Below are 16,074 nucleotides of genomic sequence, written 5' to 3'. Positions count from 1 at the left end.
GAACGAGGAGACAGACAATGTCGAACACCATCAAGCGCGCCTTCGCTACTGCAGCCATCGCCGCCTTTGCCCTGGCCGCGGGAGCGGGCATCGCCTCCGCTGACGCGAACGGCGGTGCGGGTGCACCCGGTGGCGCGGGCGGTAGTGCTCAGTCGGGTAACGCCCAGTCCGGTAACGGTGGCAATGCCACCGGTGGTGCGGGTGGTTCCGGCAACGTCGGCATCGGCGGCGTGAACATCGGCAACGGCACGCAGGGCGGTGTGTCCTCCGGTAACGGCGGGGGAGCGGTCGGTGGCAACAGTGGCAACGCGACCAGTGGTGCGGCGAACGGCGGTGGTGGCGGTGCCGGTGGGGCGGGCGGTGCGGGTGGCACCAACAACCCGACCACCACCAACACCACCACCACGACCACGACCACGCAGGACTGCCCGTTCTACTGGCCCTTCTGCTGACACCGGGACCAATCCGAGAGGGCCGTCACTCCGAGGAGCGACGGCCCTCTCGGATTGTGCAACGGACTACACGATCCCGCTGGGGCTGCGGCGTGAGCCGGGTTGCTGGGTGGGCATGTTGTTGGGAGGCACGGGATACGGGATCCCTTGACCGGCAGTTCCCAGCGCGATGTTGGGGCCGCACTGGGCGAGCGCGTCGGCAGTCCTGGGTTTCGGATCGGTGATCCGTGGGGGCACCCTGTCCGGGGCGGCGGCAAAATTGAATGCCGAGGTCATATCGCCTGTGACGCTGCGCCGCCACTTGGTCAGATTCGGTACCTCGACACCGTACCGGCTCTCCAGCAGGCGCAGTTGGGAGGTGTGGTCGAAGGTCTCGGAGGCGACGAGTCCGCCGCGGGAGTACGGCGAGATGACCAGGGACGGCACCCGATAGCCGAGGCCGATGGGTCCCGCCACGCCCTTGGCGGCGGGCACCTTCGCCAGGTCGACCGTGAGGAACTCGCCCGGCGTCCCCTCCGGAGCGGTGGGCGGCGTGACGTGGTCGAAGAACCCGCCGTTCTCGTCGTAGCTGACGATCAGTGCGGTCTTCTCCCACACCTTCGGATTCGAGGTGAGAATGTCGAGGACCTGCATGATTCCCACGGCGCCGAGGGCGGGCGGCAGGGCCGGGTGCTCGCAGTTGAACAGCGGCGGGATCACCCACGACACCGAAGGCAAGCGGTCGGCGGCCACGTCGGCCGCGAAATCGCTGGGATACACCGGCGCCTTGCCGCGGCGTGCCAGTTCGGAGTTCGGATCCGCGGCCTGCTTGAAGCAGCCCATCATCCCGTCGAGAATCACCGACGAGATCGGGCCGACGTCGCGGTTGTTGTAGATCTTCCAGCTCACCCCGGCCTCGGACAGGTTCTCCGGGTAGGTGCGCCAGCTGTAGGCGTTCTGTGGGATCAGGGTCGGCGTCTCCACGAGCGGGCCCCCGGCCCGCCCGTCCGGGTCGATCGTCGCGGAGATCCAGTACAGCCGGTTGGGGTCGGTCGGGCCGAGCACCGAGCAGTGGTAGTTGTCGCAGATGGTGAATGCATCCGCCAGGTCGTGATGGACGGGGATGTCGTCGCGGGTGTAGTAGCCCATCGCGGCGGGCCCGTTGGCGGCGCCGACGCTCGCGATCGACATCGGCATCCAGCGGTCGTTCATGCCCTTGTTCCAGGCCTCGTGCATGCCCGCCCAGCTGTGATCGGGGTCGTTGATGCACTCACCGTCGAGCGTTGCGCCCGTGGTCGTGTCGAGCCGGAACGGCACGATGTAACCGTCCGCACTCGGCCCGAGGCCGGGGGCGTAACCGAACTGCCGCCACGTGGGTGACGCGTCCCCGAATCCACGCACTCCCGACATCGTGCCGAAGTAGTGATCGAAGGAACGGTTCTCCTGCATCAGGAGAACGAAGTGCTCGATGTCGCCGAGTCCGCCCATTCCCGCGGGGTCCGCGGCGTGCGCTCGCTCGATGATCGGACCGGCCCAAGAGCCCAGCGCCGCAATGCCTCCAGCGGCCAATGCCTTGGCAAGGAACTCGCGGCGGTTGATTCCCTCGAACGCACCCATAGTCCCGGTGACCCCTCTCGTTCGATCGATGATTGGTCGGCCGGCGCAACTGTAGTGGTAATCGGTGGCCCTGTCCTGTTGTCGGGCGATTGGTACATGATTGACCGCTAGCCGCGAAATCCGTTGTCCTACATGTCTGTTGCGCCCGATTTCGCGTGTCGAAACGACAGCCTCCATCACCTCTCGGTCGCGGCGAGCGGCCGTGGCGGAAGCCCGAATCGAGTACCCCGAGAGTGGTGTATCGCCACCGCGAGGGGTGGGGTTGTTGCCACCTTGGGTGCCTATCGGTGCTGGTCGCGGGGTTGCAAGCTGGTGTGACCGAGCAAGACCAACCCCCCGAACGAGGAGACAGACAATGTCGAACACCATCAAGCGCGCCTTCGCTACCGCAGCCATCGCCGCCTTTGCCCTGGCCGCGGGAGCGGGCATCGCCTCCGCTGACGCGAACGGCGGTGCGGGTGCACCCGGTGGCGCGGGCGGTAGTGCTCAGTCGGGTAACGCCCAGTCCGGTAACGGTGGCAATGCCACCGGTGGTGCGGGTGGTTCCGGCAACGTGGCCATCGGCGGCGTGAACATCGGCAACGGCACGCAGGGCGGTGTGTCCTCCGGTAACGGCGGGGGAGCGGTCGGTGGAAACAGTGGCAACGCGACCAGTGGTGCGGCGAACGGCGGTGGTGGCGGTGCCGGTGGGGCGGGCGGTGCGGGTGGCACCAACAACCCGACCACCAACAGCACCACCACCACGACCACGACCACGCAGGACTGCTCGTTCGTCTGGCCGTTCTGCTGACGCCGGGACCGACCACACCGACAGACGGGCCGGCGTCACGTCACACGACGGGCGCCGGCCCCTCCGTACCACGAAGGGACAGAAAATGTTTGACGCGAGAACAGTGCTCGACGGCCGCACCGCGCGGCGCGGACTCATGGCAACCGCCGCAGCCTTGCTCATGCTCTCCGCCGGCGCGGGAATCGCCGCCGCGCAGACGCCGCCCCCGGCCTTCGGGTTCGGCGCACCCACGAACAGTGCGCCCGCGAACGGCCAGGCCCCGACAGGCGCCTCCGGCTCGAACGGCAACGTCGCGATCGGCGGGGTCAACGTCGGCCCACTCGGCGTCGGCGGCATCGGGGCGGGTCCCGGCGGGGTCGACCTCGGCAGCGGACCGAACCTCCCAGGACTGCCTCCCGTGAAGTAGGGACACGGGTGTAAGGAACTGCGGCTTCGCGCCGATACAGCAAGTACGTGAGGAGGGCACCATGTCGAAGACAGTCACCACCGGCGGGCGTCGCGTCACCGTCCTTGCCGACGACGGAGTTCCGCTGGCCGTCCGCGAGTTCGGCAGCCCCGCCGCCCCGGTCACCGCGGTGTTCGTGCACGGCCACTGCCTGCGATCGGAATCCTGGTACCTGCTCCGGGCGTTCCTCGAGCGCGCCTGCGGATCCGATGTGCGGATGGTGTTCTACGACCATCGCGGCCACGGCGATTCGGGGCACGCCGCACCCTCCACCTACACCATCGACCAGCTCGGTCGAGATCTGGATGCGGTACTCGCAGCGGTCGTCCCGAGCGGGCCGGTGGTGCTGGTCGGGCACTCGATGGGCGGGATGACCGCGCTCGCCTACGCGCGGCAGAACCCGACTGCGGTCGGGTCGAGGCTGGCCGGGATCGCCCTGATCTCGACCGCCGCGAACGGACTCGCCGACGTCGGGCTGGGGCGACTGTTGCGCAGTCCCGCGGTGTCGCTGTTCCACGCCGCGGTGCGGTGGGCCCCGCGTGTCACTGCTGGCTCGAAGCGTGTGAGCTGCCGACTGTGCACGGGAGTGGTTCGCGTCGCGGGCACGGGGAACCGTTACGTCGACCCCCGGGTGGTGGCGCTGGCGGCCGCGATGGTCAACGACACCTCCGTGGTGACGATGTCCAGCTTCCTCAAGTCGTTCGCCGAGTTCGACGAATCCGGCTCGGTGCCGTCGCTCGCAGGCATCCCGGCCGTCGTCGTGTGCGGTTCCGCGGACCTGATGACACCTTTCGAGCACTCCGAGGCGCTCGCGGCAAGGCTGCCGGGATCCGAACTGGTCCGCATCGAGGGCGCCGGCCATTCGGTGATCCTCGAGCGGGCAGCGGAGGTTGCCGCCGCGATCGGCGGTCTGCTCGTCAGGGCCGCCCGCGACGGCGCCGTCGCTGTCCCGGAGCCGCGGATGGTGGCCGCGGGCTGAGCCGGCCGGACTACAGGTCGCGGGCGTTGACGACCCCACTGTGCATGGCCCGCTCGGCCAAGCGCACCCGCTTCTGGTTCTGCGGCAGGTCCTCGACGCCGAACTTGGTGAACAGCGCGCGCAGGTGGGTCTTGACGGTGTCCACGCTGAGGAACAGTTCCGCCGCGATCTGCTGATTCGACGCAGGATTGGCGAACGCGGCACCGTGCTTGTAGGGCCGGCACAGTGCCAGCAGCACCGACCGCTGAGTCTCGGTGAGCGAGCGAACGTTGGGGGTGCTCGCGGCGACCATCGTCGCCTCGTCGGTCGCGGCTCCGAACTCGTCGTAGGTCAGCATCGTCGCGCCGATCCGGATGCTGTCACCGTGCCGAAGCCTGCGCCTGCCGGAGATCCGGTCCCCGTTGACGAACGTCCCGTTCCTGGACAGTCCGTCGTCGACGATCGTCCAGTGGGTGTCGACGCACTCGAGCACCGCGTGCAGCCGCGAGACCTCCTCGTCGGTGGTCAGCGGCAGACCCGAGGCGGGCGATCGTCCCACCGTCACCCGTGGTTGCTCGGGGGTCAGGGTCAGCATCTGCTGCCGACCCTGACCGTCCGAATAGACGAGTCGGCACTCGGCGACGCGTTCTATGGTCACGAGTCCATCGTGCTCCCGGCTACGGGGAGGCGCCAGTCCGGACGTCGCGGGATCAGAAGAGCGCGCCCCCGCCGAATGCGGCGCGGTGCGACACCGGCTGACGCCCGTCCACGTCGGAGACGCCGTAGTCAAGCGCCGTCGCCGCGGTGATCAGGGTGCCGATCAGGCCGGTGCCGCGCGGCACCATCAGCCTCGCGGCCAGGGTGGCGGCGACGTAGTGCGCCCGCAGTCCCAGCCCGATCAGTGCGTCCCAGTCGCTGACCGGCCGTTCCCAGAACGGCTGCGAGAATCCCGCGTACCCGTCGGACGGGCCGGTCCAGACGTTGTTGATCAGTAGGTCGAGGCGGCCGCCCTGCTCTTCGTCGATGCGTGCGAACAACTTCTCTATCTGACCGTCGTCGCCGTGGTCGCACTGGCACCGGTGACCAGGGCGACGCGGCCGTCGCCGGCGCTCATCGCGCCGCCTCCGCGAAGGTGCCCTCGGTGATCACGGCGTCGTCGGGCAGCGGGCGCACGATCGACCACGTCTCGGTGAAGCGGCACTGGGACATCTTCCAGTCGCCGTCCTCGAGGCGGTACTCGTCGTCGTACTCGCCCGTGCACAGTCTCTCCGTGCGGTCGAGCAGGTTCAGTTGCCGGAATCTCAGCGTCCACCGGCCGGCCGCGGTGCCCTCGCCGGTCAGGGTGATCTCGGGATGCATGCCGTGATGCATGTCGAAGATGACGTGTTTGCCGTCGACGGTGTGCAGTGCGACCCTGGCGAAGATCTCGGCCATCGGGTCGGCGTCGTCGAAGGCGCCCAGCGCGCCGTAGTCGATCTTCGCGCCCGACGCGATGAAGCACGCACGGAACGTCGCGGGATCCTTGCCGTCGCAGGCCCGCCAGTACCGGTACTTGAGCGTCTTGATCGCCTCGATCTGCTCGAGGTCGCCGATTCGTCGGGCGAGGTGCTCGTTGGTCTGTCGCAAAGGGGTCGTCCCGTCGTCGGTGCCGATGATCCGTGCTCGGGTCGAGCCTAGGGTGTCCGCGGTCACAGTCGCAGCGAGTTCTCGCCCGGCGCGGCGCTCCTACTTCTGGTCCGCGGCCGAATCGGCCAGGTCTGGATCCAGGGTGCCGCCGAACACGCACGCCGTCAGTTCGCCGAGCGCCGGGTCCTCGTCGAGGTGTTCGTCGGCGCGCATCGCGAGCATGATGTTGATGAGCATGCCCTGCGCGATGAACTGGCGCGCCTTCTCCGGCGTGCAACCTGTCCGGTCGCGGATCTGGGTGTAGATCTGCGACATCGTGGACCGTGCCTGGGCGCCGATCTCCGGGGTGCCGCCCGCGCTGAAGCCGTGCATCATCACCAGCAGTAGGTCCTGGTCGGAGATGAGTCCGCCGTATGCCGCCCCGAGTTGCGCCCAGAACTCGTCGCTGTCCGGGTCGATGACCATCTTGTCGAGTTCGGAGTCGAAGGTCTCGACGATGCGGGCGAGCGCCCGCGCGAAGACCTCGCGGAACAGTTCCGCCTTGGTGCCGAACATCCGCACCACGTACGGCTGGGAGACGCCTGCCTCCCTGGCCACGGCATCGGTGCTGGTCCCGGCGTATCCGCCACGGGCAAATGCCCGGGATGCCGCGGCGAGGACGAGTTCACGTCGGTCCGCCGCGTTCATCCGGGTGGCTGGCTGAGAACCGCTTGTCGCAGACATGTTGACAGGTTATCACTCGATGCCTTAGCGTCGAGGAAGTTAAGTAATCATTTGATGCTTACAAGCCGGTCCCGGCAACTCAGACGTCCACTACGTGCTCCGGTCCAGGAGAAGTGATGACCACAATTACCGATCAGCTCGATGTTCTGGCGCCGCCCGAGCAGGGCCGCCGACGTCGTGTCGTGCCTATCTGGCTGGCGATGCTCGCGGCCTCCCTGCCGATGTTCATGGCCACCCTCGACAACCTGGTGATGACCAGCGCGCTACCCGTCATCCGGGCCGACCTGAACGCCACGGTCGGGCAGTTGCAGTGGTTCCTCAATGCCTACACGCTCGCGTTCGCCACCCTCATGCTCTCCGCCGCCACCCTCGGTGACCGGTGGGGCAGGCGGCGGCTGTTCCTCTACGGCATCGCCGTGTTCACCGCAGCGTCGATTGCGTCCGCACTCTCCACCACGCCGGCCATGCTGATTGCCGCCCGTGCGGTCCAGGGCGCGGGCGCGGCCGCGATCATGCCGCTCTCGCTGACACTCCTGGCCGGCGCGGTCCCGGCGTCGAAGCGGGCGCTCGCCATCGGCGTCTGGGGCGGGGTGTCCGGGCTCGGAGTCGCGCTCGGTCCCGTAGTCGGCGGCGCGGTGGTCGACGGCGTGTCCTGGCAGGCGATCTTCTGGCTCAACGTGCCGGTCGCGCTGGTGGCGGTCCCGCTGGCGCTGTACGCGCTCGGCGAGTCCCGCGGCCGGCGTCAGCGGCTCGACCTGCTCGGCGTGCTGCTCGCGGGAGTCGGTGTCTTCCTCGGGGTCTGGGGGATCGTGCACGGCAACGACGACGGCTGGACCTCGGCGTCGACGTTGGGCGTGCTCGGTGCCGCCGTGCTCGCGCTCGTCGCGTTCGTCGTCCGCGAGCTGCGAACCGACGACCCGGTGATGCCGATGCGACTGTTCCGCTCGCGCAGCTTCTCGATCGCGAACGTCATCGGCCTGGCATTCACCCTCGGCATGTTCGGTGCGGTGTTCCTGCTGGCTCAGTACCTGCAGATCGTGATGGGGTACACGCCGTTCCAGGCCGGACTGCGCACCCTGCCGTGGACCGCCGCTCCGATGGTCGTTGCGCCGATCGCCGGCATCCTGGCTCCGCGGGTGGGGCTGCGGGCGCTCCTGGTCGTCGGTCTCGCACTGCAGGCCGGCTCGCTGGTGTGGATGTCGGCGGTGCTCGAGCCCGGCGCCACCTACGGCGCGATGATTCCGGCGTTGGTGATGGCCGGGGTCGGGATGGGGCTGACGTTCGCGCCCAGCGCCACCGCGGTGCTCGCGGACATGGCCGAGATCGACCACGCCACAGCGAGTTCCGTGAACTCCACGATCCGGGAGATCGGGGTGGCGCTCGGCGTCGCGACGCTGACGGCGGTGTTCCTGGCCAACGGCGGCAGTCTCACCCCGGCCGGTTACGCCGACGGGCTGCAGCCGGCGTTGCTGGTGGGCGCGGCCTCGGTCGCCGTCGCGTTGGTCGCGGCCGTGGCGATGCCCGGGAAGGCCCGCGACTGATCCGGACCTCCCGCACACCCCGTGGCTCGAATGCGCGACATCCGCCGTTCGGGCCGCGGGGTGTGCGCGCAGTCCGGTGGGAAAATTGGGATGAGCCGGGCTTGCCGCTGTGGCATGGTCGCAACCTGACTCGCGCCGGAATCCGTCCGGCCGGATATCGAACAGGAGTTCCGATGCCACCCCGCGAGGCGGGCCACAAGCTGCTCAACTGGGCGTCCCAGATCGAGGAGGGCACCCTCGAACAGGCCAGGCAGACCGCCGCGATGCCGTTCATCCACCCACACGTCGCGCTGATGCCGGACGCCCACCTCGGCAAGGGCAGTGCCGTCGGGACCGTCATCCCGACCGTCGGTGCGGTGATCCCGGCCGCGGTCGGGGTCGACATCGGCTGCGGCATGATCGGCGTCCGCACCGCGTTCACGAAGGACGACGTCGACGACCGGATCGCCCGGACCCGAGTGGGTCTCGGCGCGCTGCGCGCCGCGGTCGAGCGCGCCATCCCGCTCTCGCCCGGCCACTACAACGCCGGGCTCGACCGGTGGGAATTCACGGCGGCGAGGATCGCGGAACTGGAACGTCGGGCGGACGAGGACGGCGTCGACCTGGCGCACTCCCCGAAGTGGCGCGTGCAGCTCGGATCCCTTGGCGGCGGAAACCATTTCATCGAGCTGTGCCTCGACGAGGCCGACCGTGTGTGGCTGTTCCTGCACAGTGGCAGCCGCGGCGTCGGCAACAAGATCGCGCAGCACCACATCGCGGTGGCGCAGCGGATGTGCGCACGGTGGCACGTCGTCCTGCCGAACAGGGACCTGGCGTACCTGGCGGAGGGGACCGCCGAGTTCGACCGCTACCTCGCCGAACTGGGTTGGGCGCAGCGCTTCGCTTTCCTGAACCGGGCCGAGATGATGGACCGCTTCGGCGCGGTCTTCGCGCGGTGGATGGGCACCGACGACCACCGCGAGACGGAACGAATCAACTGCCACCACAACTACACCCGGAAGGAGCGGCACGCGGGTCGGGACGTGTGGCTCACCCGCAAGGGCGCGGTCGACGCGCACGAGGGCGCGCAGGCGATCATCCCCGGGTCCATGGGTACCCACTCCTACGTCGTCACGGGCCTCGGCAGCGCGGCCGGGCTGTGTTCGGCCCCGCACGGTGCCGGCCGTCGGTTCTCACGGACCGCCGCGCGCAAGCGGTTCACCCAGGGTGACCTGCGGGCCCGGATGACGGGCATCGAGTACCGCGACAGTGCGGAGTTCGTCGACGAGATCCCGGATGCCTACAAGGACATCGGCGTCGTGATGGCGGACGCCCGTGACCTGGTCGAGATCCGGCACGAACTACGCCAGCTCCTCAACGTCAAGGGCACCTGACGTCGCTGCGGGTCAGGGCTGGCCGGGGAACGCCACCGTCGGGGGCGTGACCCCCAGCACCGCGCGCCACCGCGCACCCCGCAGCGCCGCCTCGGTCAGTGCGTCCACGCCCATCGCCCGCGTCGGCTCCGACTGGGCGCGCTCGATCACCGACCGCCACGCGACCGCGGTGTCCGCCTCCACCTGTGCGGCCAGCTGGATGGCGGTGGTCGGATCGGTGACCGGGAAGGGGAGGGTGTATCCGGTCTCGGCGCCGGGGGCGGTGACACTCGCCGCGGCAAGCGCGTCGGCGGTGGCGTCGCGCCGGGCCCGGTGTGCGGCCGCGTCGGCCGAAACCTGTCCGGCGCGTGTGGGATTCGAGAAGGCGGCCACGATGCCGTAGGCGTACACGGCGGCGTGCTCGGCCCTCAGTGCATCGACGAGGCCCTGCTGCTCCGGACCGACCGTGGCGGTGGAGGACGAGGTGGGGGAGGTCATGGCAGCAACACCGCCTGCTGCGCGGCGACGGCCGCGCTGATCGAGCCGAGCAGTCCGGCGCGGTAGCCGTCCAGTCGGCGGGCGAGATCTGCTGCACCGCGCTGCGATTCGGCGAGCTGGGTGCGCAGTTGGTCGACGGTCGGCGGGGGCGTGGAGGGCCCGGTGGACGTCGGCGCCGCGGACGCCGTGGCCGAGGGGGTGCTCGCGCCGGACGCCCGGGTGATCTCCGTCGTCAGTGCGTCGGCATGGGCGATGCGCTCGTTGGCGATCACGGCCAGCGCGCCGGCCCGCTCCGGCGCCAGTGCGGCGGCGGCGGTTGCGGTCTCGGCGTCGCGCCGGGCGGCGGCCACCGCGACGAGCAGGGGATCGGGTTCGGGGGGTTCGTCGTCGTTGCCTGCGGCGCAGCCGGCGGAGGCGCCGGCGACGGCGAGCCCGAGGACCGCAGCGCCGACCCGAATTGCGGCGCGCCGGGACAGGAGTGACGAGACGACGGCTGCTGGCACGGGCCCCATCTTGTCAGGTGCCGGATCGCGCGGGTGGACCCAGGCTGGTCACCGAGTCGCCGAATGCGCGATATCCTTAGGGTTCGCGCTACAGGTTTGTGATCCGACCACAACTGAACGAGGAGCTCTACTGATGCCGGTTCCGTCGAAGGAGAGGGTGTTCGAGCTTCTCTCCGATCTGGTGCACCGCCAGGGATACGACCTGGAGGGCGTGTCGGTCACGCAGGCCGGCAAGCACAGTGTGGTTCGGGTCGTCGTGGACAGTGATGCCGGTCTCGAGCTGGACGCGGTCGCCGAGTTGAGTCGCGTGATCTCCGAGGTCTTCGACGCCGCGCCCGAATTCGGTGAGACGCCGTACACCCTCGAGGTCACCTCTCCCGGCATCGACCGGCCGCTCACCGAGCCGCGGCACTGGCGGCGGGCACGCGGCCGCAAGGTGCTCGTCGAGCTCGCCGACGAGAAGGTGCCCGGGCGCGTCGGGGTACTCGGCGACGGCGTCGTCGAGTTGGTGGTACCCGGCAGGGGTGGTCCGACGGTCCGCGAGATCGCCCTCGGCGATGTCGTCAAAGCGGTGGTGCAGGTGGAGTTTTCGCCGCCGAACGCCAGGGAGCTCGAGCTGGCGGGTGGCGTGGCGGACGGGCGCGTGGTGCCTACCGAGATCGACGACGACACCGAGATCGACGACGCCGATCACGACGAGGACGACGGCACGGACGAATCGGGCGCGAACGAGACAGACGAAGAATTTCAGGTAGAGGGGTAGACAAGTGCATATCGAAATGTCGGCGCTGCGGGCGATCGAGGACGACAAGGGCATCCCGGTCGACACGATCATCGAGACCATTCAGAGCGCCCTGCTCACCGCCTACCGGCACACCGAGGGTCACCAGCCGCACGCGCGGATCGACGTCGACACCCGGACCGGTCTGGTCCGCGTGATGGCGCGGGAGGTCGATGCGGACGGCAACCGGGTCGGGGAGGAGTGGGACGACACCCCCGAGGGCTTCGGCCGGATCGCGGCGACCACCGCCCGTCAGGTCATCCTGCAGCGCCTGCGCGACGCCGAGCACGAGAAGAGCTTCGGCGAGTTCTCGACCCACGAGGGCGAGATCGTCGGCGGCGTCATCCAGCGCGACACGCGCGCCAACGCCCGCGGCATGGTCGTCGTGCACATCGGCAGTGAGGCGACCGGCGCGGAGGGAATGCTGCCCGCGGCCGAGCAGGTTCCCGGCGAGACCTACGAGCACGGTGAGCGCATCAAGTGCTACGTCGTGGGCGTGACCCGCGGCCAGCGCGGCCCGCAGATCACCCTCTCGCGCACCCATCCGAACCTGGTGCGCAAGTTGTTCGCGCTCGAGGTGCCGGAGATCGCCGACGGATCCGTGGAGATCGTCGCCGTCGCACGCGAGGCCGGCCACCGGACCAAGATCGCGGTCGCGTCGCGGGTGCAGGGTCTCAACGCGAAGGGTGCGTGCATCGGCCCGATGGGACAGCGCGTGCGCAACGTGATGAGCGAACTGGCCGGCGAGAAGATCGACATCATCGACTACGACGAGAACCCGGCCCGGTTCGTCGGCAACGCGTTGTCGCCGTCGAAGGTGGTTTCGGTCACGGTCGTCGACGCCGACGCACGTGCCGCCCGGGTGGTCGTGCCCGACTTCCAGCTGTCGCTGGCGATCGGCAAGGAGGGGCAAAACGCCCGGCTGGCCGCGCGCCTGACCGGGTGGCGGATCGACATCCGAAGCGATGCCGCGCCCGCCTCCGACGCGCCGTCCGGACCTGCGCCGACGCGTGTCTAGGGGCGGCATGCACGGTTCGGTCGGCAACAGCGGTAGAGTGGTCAATGGCTCAGCATGAGTTTTCGGCGCAGTCGCGTGTGCAAACCGGTTTTCCGGTGCGCACCTGCATCGGTTGCCGGAAGCAAGTGCTGGCCGCCGATCTGCTGAGGATCGTGGCGCGTCAGGTCCAGTCGGAGGGCTGGGTACTGGTGCCCGATCCCGGGCGCAGGCTTCCCGGTAGAGGTGCGTGGTTGCATCCCGACCGGAATTGCCTGATCCAGGCGGAGAAGCGCCGAGCATTCGGCAGAGCGCTGCGAGTGTCCGGAAGCCTGGACACGGCGGCTCTCCACGCCGAGATCGATGGTCCCGAGATCACCGATCCCGCCGTCGAGTCGCACCCACAACAGAGCGGTACGTAGAAGAGCGCAGTACCGCTCGAGAAGAGTCAGGCAAACACACTCATGAGCACACCGTGAAGCACCAGCGATGATCGTCCATCGGAGTTAACCCGAGGTCGTGCGGGCACCAAGCCGCGCTCGACCTCTCAGTGAGGAGAGCAGTGGCAGGCAAGGCCCGCGTGCACGAGTTGGCCAAGGAACTCGGTGTCACCAGCAAGGAACTACTCGCAAGGCTCAAGGAGCAGGGCGAGTTCGTGAAGTCGGCGTCCTCCACCGTGGAGGCGCCGGTCGCGCGGCGGTTGCGGGAGTCGTTCCCGTCCGCCAAGTCGTCGGCACCCGCAGCCGAGGCGACTTCGACCGCCCCGGCGCCCAAGCCCGGCGGCCCGCGTCCCGGACCCAAGCCGGCGGCTCCCGCTCCGGCAGCACCCGCGCCGGCTCCGGCCGCCCCCGCGGCAGCGGCCCCGGTCGCGCCGGCTCCGGCGGCCCCCACCCCGGCAGCGCCGAAGGTCACCCCCGCGGCAGCGCAGCCCGGACCCCGTCCGGCAGCGCCCGTGCCCGCGGCACCGGCAGTTCCCGCCGCCAGCGCCGCACCGGCCCCCACGCCGGCGGCACCGGGCCCCAAGCCCGGCCCGAAGGCGCCGCGTGTCGGTAACAACCCGTACTCCTCGGCCCCGGCCGAGCGTCCCGCGCCGCGTCCGGCCCCGGGTGCACCCCGTCCGGGTGCTCCGCGTCCGGCCCCCGGCCAGGGCGGTCCCCGTCCGGCTCCCGGCGCTCCGCGTCCCGCGGCAGGCCCCGGTGGTCCGCGTCCGGCCCCCGGCCAGGGTGGTCCGCGTCCGAGCCCCGGCTCGATGCCTCCGCGCCCGAACCCGGGTGCCATGCCCGCACGGTCGGCACGTCCGGCCCCCGGTGCAGGTCGTCCCGGCGGCGGTCGTCCCGGCGGTCCGGGCGGTCGTCCGGGTGGCGGTGGCGGCGGATACCGCGGTGGCGGCGCCCCCGGTGCCGGTGCCGGAGCAGGCGCTCCCGGTGGAGCACCCGCAGGCGGATTCCGCGGTCGTCCCGGTGGCGGCGGTGGCCGTCCCGGTCAGCGTGGTGCCGCAGCAGGCGCGTTCGGTCGTCCGGGCGGTGCCCCGCGTCGCGGCCGCAAGTCGAAGCGGCAGAAGCGGCAGGAATACGACTCCATGCAGGCGCCCGCCGTCGGCGGCGTGCGGTTGCCCCGCGGCAACGGTGAGACCATCCGTCTCGCCCGCGGTGCATCCCTGTCCGACTTCGCGGAGAAGATCGACGCGAACCCGTCGGCACTGGTCCAGGCGCTGTTCAACCTCGGCGAGATGGTCACGGCCACGCAGTCGGTGAACGACGAGACCCTCGAGCTGCTCGGCGGCGAGATGAACTACGTCGTCCAGGTCGTCAGCCCGGAGGACGAGGACCGCGAGCTGCTCGAGTCGTTCGACCTCACCTACGGCGAGGACGAGGGCGGCGAGGAAGACCTCGAACAGCGTCCGCCGGTGGTCACCGTCATGGGTCACGTCGACCACGGCAAGACCCGACTGCTCGACACCATCCGCAAGGCCAACGTCCGCGAGGGCGAGGCCGGCGGCATCACCCAGCACATCGGTGCCTACCAGGTGCTGACCGAGCTGGACGGCAACGAGCGTCTGGTGACCTTCATCGACACCCCCGGTCACGAGGCCTTCACGGCCATGCGTGCCCGTGGTGCCAAGGCCACCGACATCGCGATCCTCGTGGTCGCGGCCGACGACGGTGTCATGCCGCAGACGGTGGAGGCGATCAACCACGCCCAGGCGGCCGACGTGCCGATCGTGGTCGCGGTGAACAAGATCGACAAGGAGGGGGCGAACCCCGACAAGATCCGCCAGCAGCTCACCGAGTACGGCCTCGTCACCGAGGAGTACGGCGGCGACACCATGTTCGTCAACATCTCGGCCAAGCAGGGCACCAACATCGATGCCCTCCTGGAAGCGGTGTTGCTGACCGCGGATGCCTCCCTGGACCTGCGGGCCAACCCGGACATGGACGCACAGGGTGTCGCCATCGAGGCGCACCTCGACCGCGGCCGTGGTCCGGTCGCGACCGTGCTCATCCAGCGCGGCACGCTGCGGGTCGGCGACTCGATCGTGGCGGGCGACGCGTACGGACGCGTTCGTCGCATGGTCGACGAGCACGGCGAGGACGTCCTCGAGGCGCTGCCCTCGCGGCCGGTCCAGGTCGTCGGCTTCACGTCGGTCCCCGGTGCAGGCGACAACCTGCTCGTGGTCGACGAGGACCGGATCGCCCGGCAGATCGCGGACCGTCGCAATGCGCGCAAGCGCAACGCGATGGCCGCCCGCAGCCGCAAGCGGATCAGCCTCGACGATCTCGACGCAGCGCTCAAGGAGACGAGTCAGCTCAACCTGATCCTCAAGGGCGACAACTCGGGCACCGTGGAGGCGCTCGAGGAGGCCCTGCTCGGCATCCAGATCGACGACGAGGTGCAGTTGCGCGTCATCGACCGCGGTGTCGGTGGCGTGACCGAGACGAACGTGAACCTGGCCTCGGCCTCGAACGCGATCATCATCGGATTCAACGTCCGGGCCGAGGGCAAGGCAACGGAGCTGGCGAACCGCGAGGGCGTCGACATCCGGTACTACTCGGTGATCTACCAGGCCATCGACGAGATCGAGAAGGCGCTCAAGGGCCTGCTCAAGCCGATCTACGAAGAGGTCGAGCTGGGCAAGGCCGAGATCCGCGCCATGTTCCGGTCCTCGAAGGTCGGCAACATCGCCGGCTGCCTCGTCACCGCCGGGTCGATCAAGCGCAACGCCAAGGCACGCCTCATCCGCGACAGCGTCGTGGTGGCGGAGACGATCACCATCTCCTCGCTCAAGCGGGAGAAGGACGACGTCACCGAGGTCCGCGAGGGCTACGAGTGCGGTCTGACGGTCACCTACAACGACATCAAGGTCGGTGACGTGATCGAGGCGTACGAGCTGCGCGAGAAGCCGCGCGACTAGCAATCGCGAGAACCGGTGTGGGTCCCGCGGGCCGAGCAAGGCCCGCGGGACCCACACCGCGACTACCACGGGAGGCTTGTTGTATCTCGGTGCGCTCGAACTGGACATCCTGCTCGGCGACGTTCGGTCGCTCAAGGAGAAGCGTTCAGTGGTCAAGCCGGTGATAGCCGCGCTCGCCAAGTTCGGGGTGTCGGTCGCGGAGACCGGTGAGCACGACCGCTACCGGCGTTCGCTCATCGGTGTCGCGGTGGCCACCTCGGACGTCGACCATCTCAACGAGGTACTCGACACCTGTGAGCGGCAGGTGGCTGCGCGCCCCGAGTTGCAACTGCTCGCCGTGCGACGCCGGATCTTCGGTCCGGAGGACTGACCCGGTTCTCGCGCCACCGCGCCGCGGCGAAAG

Annotated in this window: 17 protein-coding genes and 1 pseudogene; 11 read left to right on the top strand and 7 right to left on the bottom strand. The window is 69.6% G+C overall.

Going from position 1 to position 16,074, the window contains the following annotated elements; all coding sequences use genetic code 11:
- The first annotated feature begins 17 nt into the window (after window positions 1-17).
- Complete coding sequence (locus ACFVH2_RS20995; RefSeq protein WP_378426730.1) at window positions 18-452, top strand: hypothetical protein; 435 nt, start codon at window positions 18-20, stop codon at window positions 450-452.
- Window positions 453-518: 66 nt separating this feature from the next.
- On the opposite strand, the gene ACFVH2_RS20990 is transcribed toward ACFVH2_RS20995, so the two are convergent.
- Window positions 519-2,048: a phospholipase C gene (locus ACFVH2_RS20990; protein ID WP_378426732.1), complete on the bottom strand. Its 1,530-nt coding sequence runs from the start codon at window positions 2,046-2,048 to the stop codon at window positions 519-521.
- A gap of 355 nt (window positions 2,049-2,403) precedes the next feature.
- Between ACFVH2_RS20990 and ACFVH2_RS20985 the strand changes: the two genes are divergently transcribed.
- The 3 genes from ACFVH2_RS20985 to ACFVH2_RS20975 all read left to right on the top strand — a co-directional run bounded on the left by ACFVH2_RS20985 (window position 2,404) and on the right by ACFVH2_RS20975 (window position 4,262).
- Complete coding sequence (locus ACFVH2_RS20985; protein WP_378426733.1) at window positions 2,404-2,838, top strand: hypothetical protein; 435 nt, start codon at window positions 2,404-2,406, stop codon at window positions 2,836-2,838.
- Window positions 2,839-2,923: 85 nt separating this feature from the next.
- The gene (locus ACFVH2_RS20980) at window positions 2,924-3,244 is read left to right on the top strand and encodes a hypothetical protein (RefSeq protein WP_378426734.1); all 321 of its coding nucleotides are present in this window, start codon (window positions 2,924-2,926) and stop codon (window positions 3,242-3,244) included.
- Between the two features lie 61 nt (window positions 3,245-3,305).
- Window positions 3,306-4,262 carry an alpha/beta fold hydrolase gene (locus ACFVH2_RS20975; protein ID WP_378426735.1) on the top strand — a complete coding sequence of 319 codons (957 nt, stop codon included), beginning with the start codon at window positions 3,306-3,308 and terminating at the stop codon, window positions 4,260-4,262.
- Between the two features lie 10 nt (window positions 4,263-4,272).
- Here ACFVH2_RS20975 and ACFVH2_RS20970 read toward each other — a convergent pair whose 3' ends face one another.
- From ACFVH2_RS20970 to ACFVH2_RS20955, 4 genes and pseudogenes are all read right to left on the bottom strand, one after another.
- Window positions 4,273-4,836, bottom strand: coding sequence for an FHA domain-containing protein (locus ACFVH2_RS20970; protein ID WP_378426797.1), 564 nt, complete (start codon window positions 4,834-4,836; stop codon window positions 4,273-4,275).
- A 115-nt stretch (window positions 4,837-4,951) separates the two neighbouring features.
- Window positions 4,952-5,326, bottom strand: a pseudogene (locus tag ACFVH2_RS20965) (SDR family oxidoreductase); the annotation flags it as partial.
- Window positions 5,327-5,351: 25 nt separating this feature from the next.
- On the bottom strand, window positions 5,352-5,867 hold the full coding sequence (locus ACFVH2_RS20960) for a nuclear transport factor 2 family protein (protein WP_378426798.1): 516 nt from the start codon (window positions 5,865-5,867) through the stop codon (window positions 5,352-5,354).
- Between the two features lie 99 nt (window positions 5,868-5,966).
- Window positions 5,967-6,590, bottom strand: coding sequence for a TetR/AcrR family transcriptional regulator (locus tag ACFVH2_RS20955; protein ID WP_378426736.1), 624 nt, complete (start codon window positions 6,588-6,590; stop codon window positions 5,967-5,969).
- 116 nt (window positions 6,591-6,706) lie between these two features.
- Here ACFVH2_RS20955 and ACFVH2_RS20950 point away from each other — a divergent pair, with 116 nt between their 5' ends.
- Entirely contained in the window at window positions 6,707-8,131 is a 1,425-nt protein-coding gene (locus ACFVH2_RS20950; protein ID WP_378426738.1) for a DHA2 family efflux MFS transporter permease subunit, read from the top strand.
- Window positions 8,132-8,304: 173 nt separating this feature from the next.
- Complete coding sequence (locus ACFVH2_RS20945) at window positions 8,305-9,504, top strand: RtcB family protein (RefSeq protein ID WP_378426740.1); 1,200 nt, start codon at window positions 8,305-8,307, stop codon at window positions 9,502-9,504.
- 12 nt (window positions 9,505-9,516) lie between these two features.
- On the opposite strand, the gene ACFVH2_RS20940 is transcribed toward ACFVH2_RS20945, so the two are convergent.
- Window positions 9,517-9,981, bottom strand: coding sequence for a ferritin-like domain-containing protein (locus ACFVH2_RS20940; protein ID WP_378426742.1), 465 nt, complete (start codon window positions 9,979-9,981; stop codon window positions 9,517-9,519).
- Entirely contained in the window at window positions 9,978-10,493 is a 516-nt protein-coding gene (locus tag ACFVH2_RS20935; protein ID WP_378426744.1) for a hypothetical protein, read from the bottom strand. Before ACFVH2_RS20935 ends, ACFVH2_RS20940 begins: the two co-directional genes overlap by 4 nt.
- A 124-nt stretch (window positions 10,494-10,617) precedes the next feature.
- Here ACFVH2_RS20935 and rimP point away from each other — a divergent pair, with 124 nt between their 5' ends.
- From rimP to ACFVH2_RS20910, 5 genes are all read left to right on the top strand, one after another.
- On the top strand, window positions 10,618-11,247 hold the full coding sequence (gene rimP / locus ACFVH2_RS20930) for a ribosome maturation factor RimP (protein WP_378426745.1): 630 nt from the start codon (window positions 10,618-10,620) through the stop codon (window positions 11,245-11,247).
- Between the two features lie 4 nt (window positions 11,248-11,251).
- Window positions 11,252-12,283: a transcription termination factor NusA gene (gene nusA, locus ACFVH2_RS20925; RefSeq protein WP_378426747.1), complete on the top strand. Its 1,032-nt coding sequence runs from the start codon at window positions 11,252-11,254 to the stop codon at window positions 12,281-12,283.
- A gap of 44 nt (window positions 12,284-12,327) precedes the next feature.
- The gene (locus ACFVH2_RS20920; RefSeq protein WP_378426749.1) at window positions 12,328-12,681 is read left to right on the top strand and encodes a YlxR family protein; all 354 of its coding nucleotides are present in this window, start codon (window positions 12,328-12,330) and stop codon (window positions 12,679-12,681) included.
- A 140-nt stretch (window positions 12,682-12,821) separates the two neighbouring features.
- Window positions 12,822-15,671: a translation initiation factor IF-2 gene (infB, locus tag ACFVH2_RS20915; protein WP_378426751.1), complete on the top strand. Its 2,850-nt coding sequence runs from the start codon at window positions 12,822-12,824 to the stop codon at window positions 15,669-15,671.
- Window positions 15,672-15,750: 79 nt separating this feature from the next.
- Window positions 15,751-16,041 (top strand): DUF503 domain-containing protein, encoded by a 291-nt coding sequence (locus ACFVH2_RS20910; RefSeq protein WP_378426799.1) that lies wholly within the window; start codon window positions 15,751-15,753, stop codon window positions 16,039-16,041.
- Window positions 16,042-16,074: the final 33 nt, after the last annotated feature.

The sequence above is a fragment of the Rhodococcus sp. NPDC127527 genome (assembly GCF_042672245.1).
Lineage (GTDB): Bacteria > Actinomycetota > Actinomycetes > Mycobacteriales > Mycobacteriaceae > Rhodococcus_G.
Note: the sequence above shows the minus strand (reverse complement) of the source record. Positions and strands in the feature narration are given on the sequence as shown.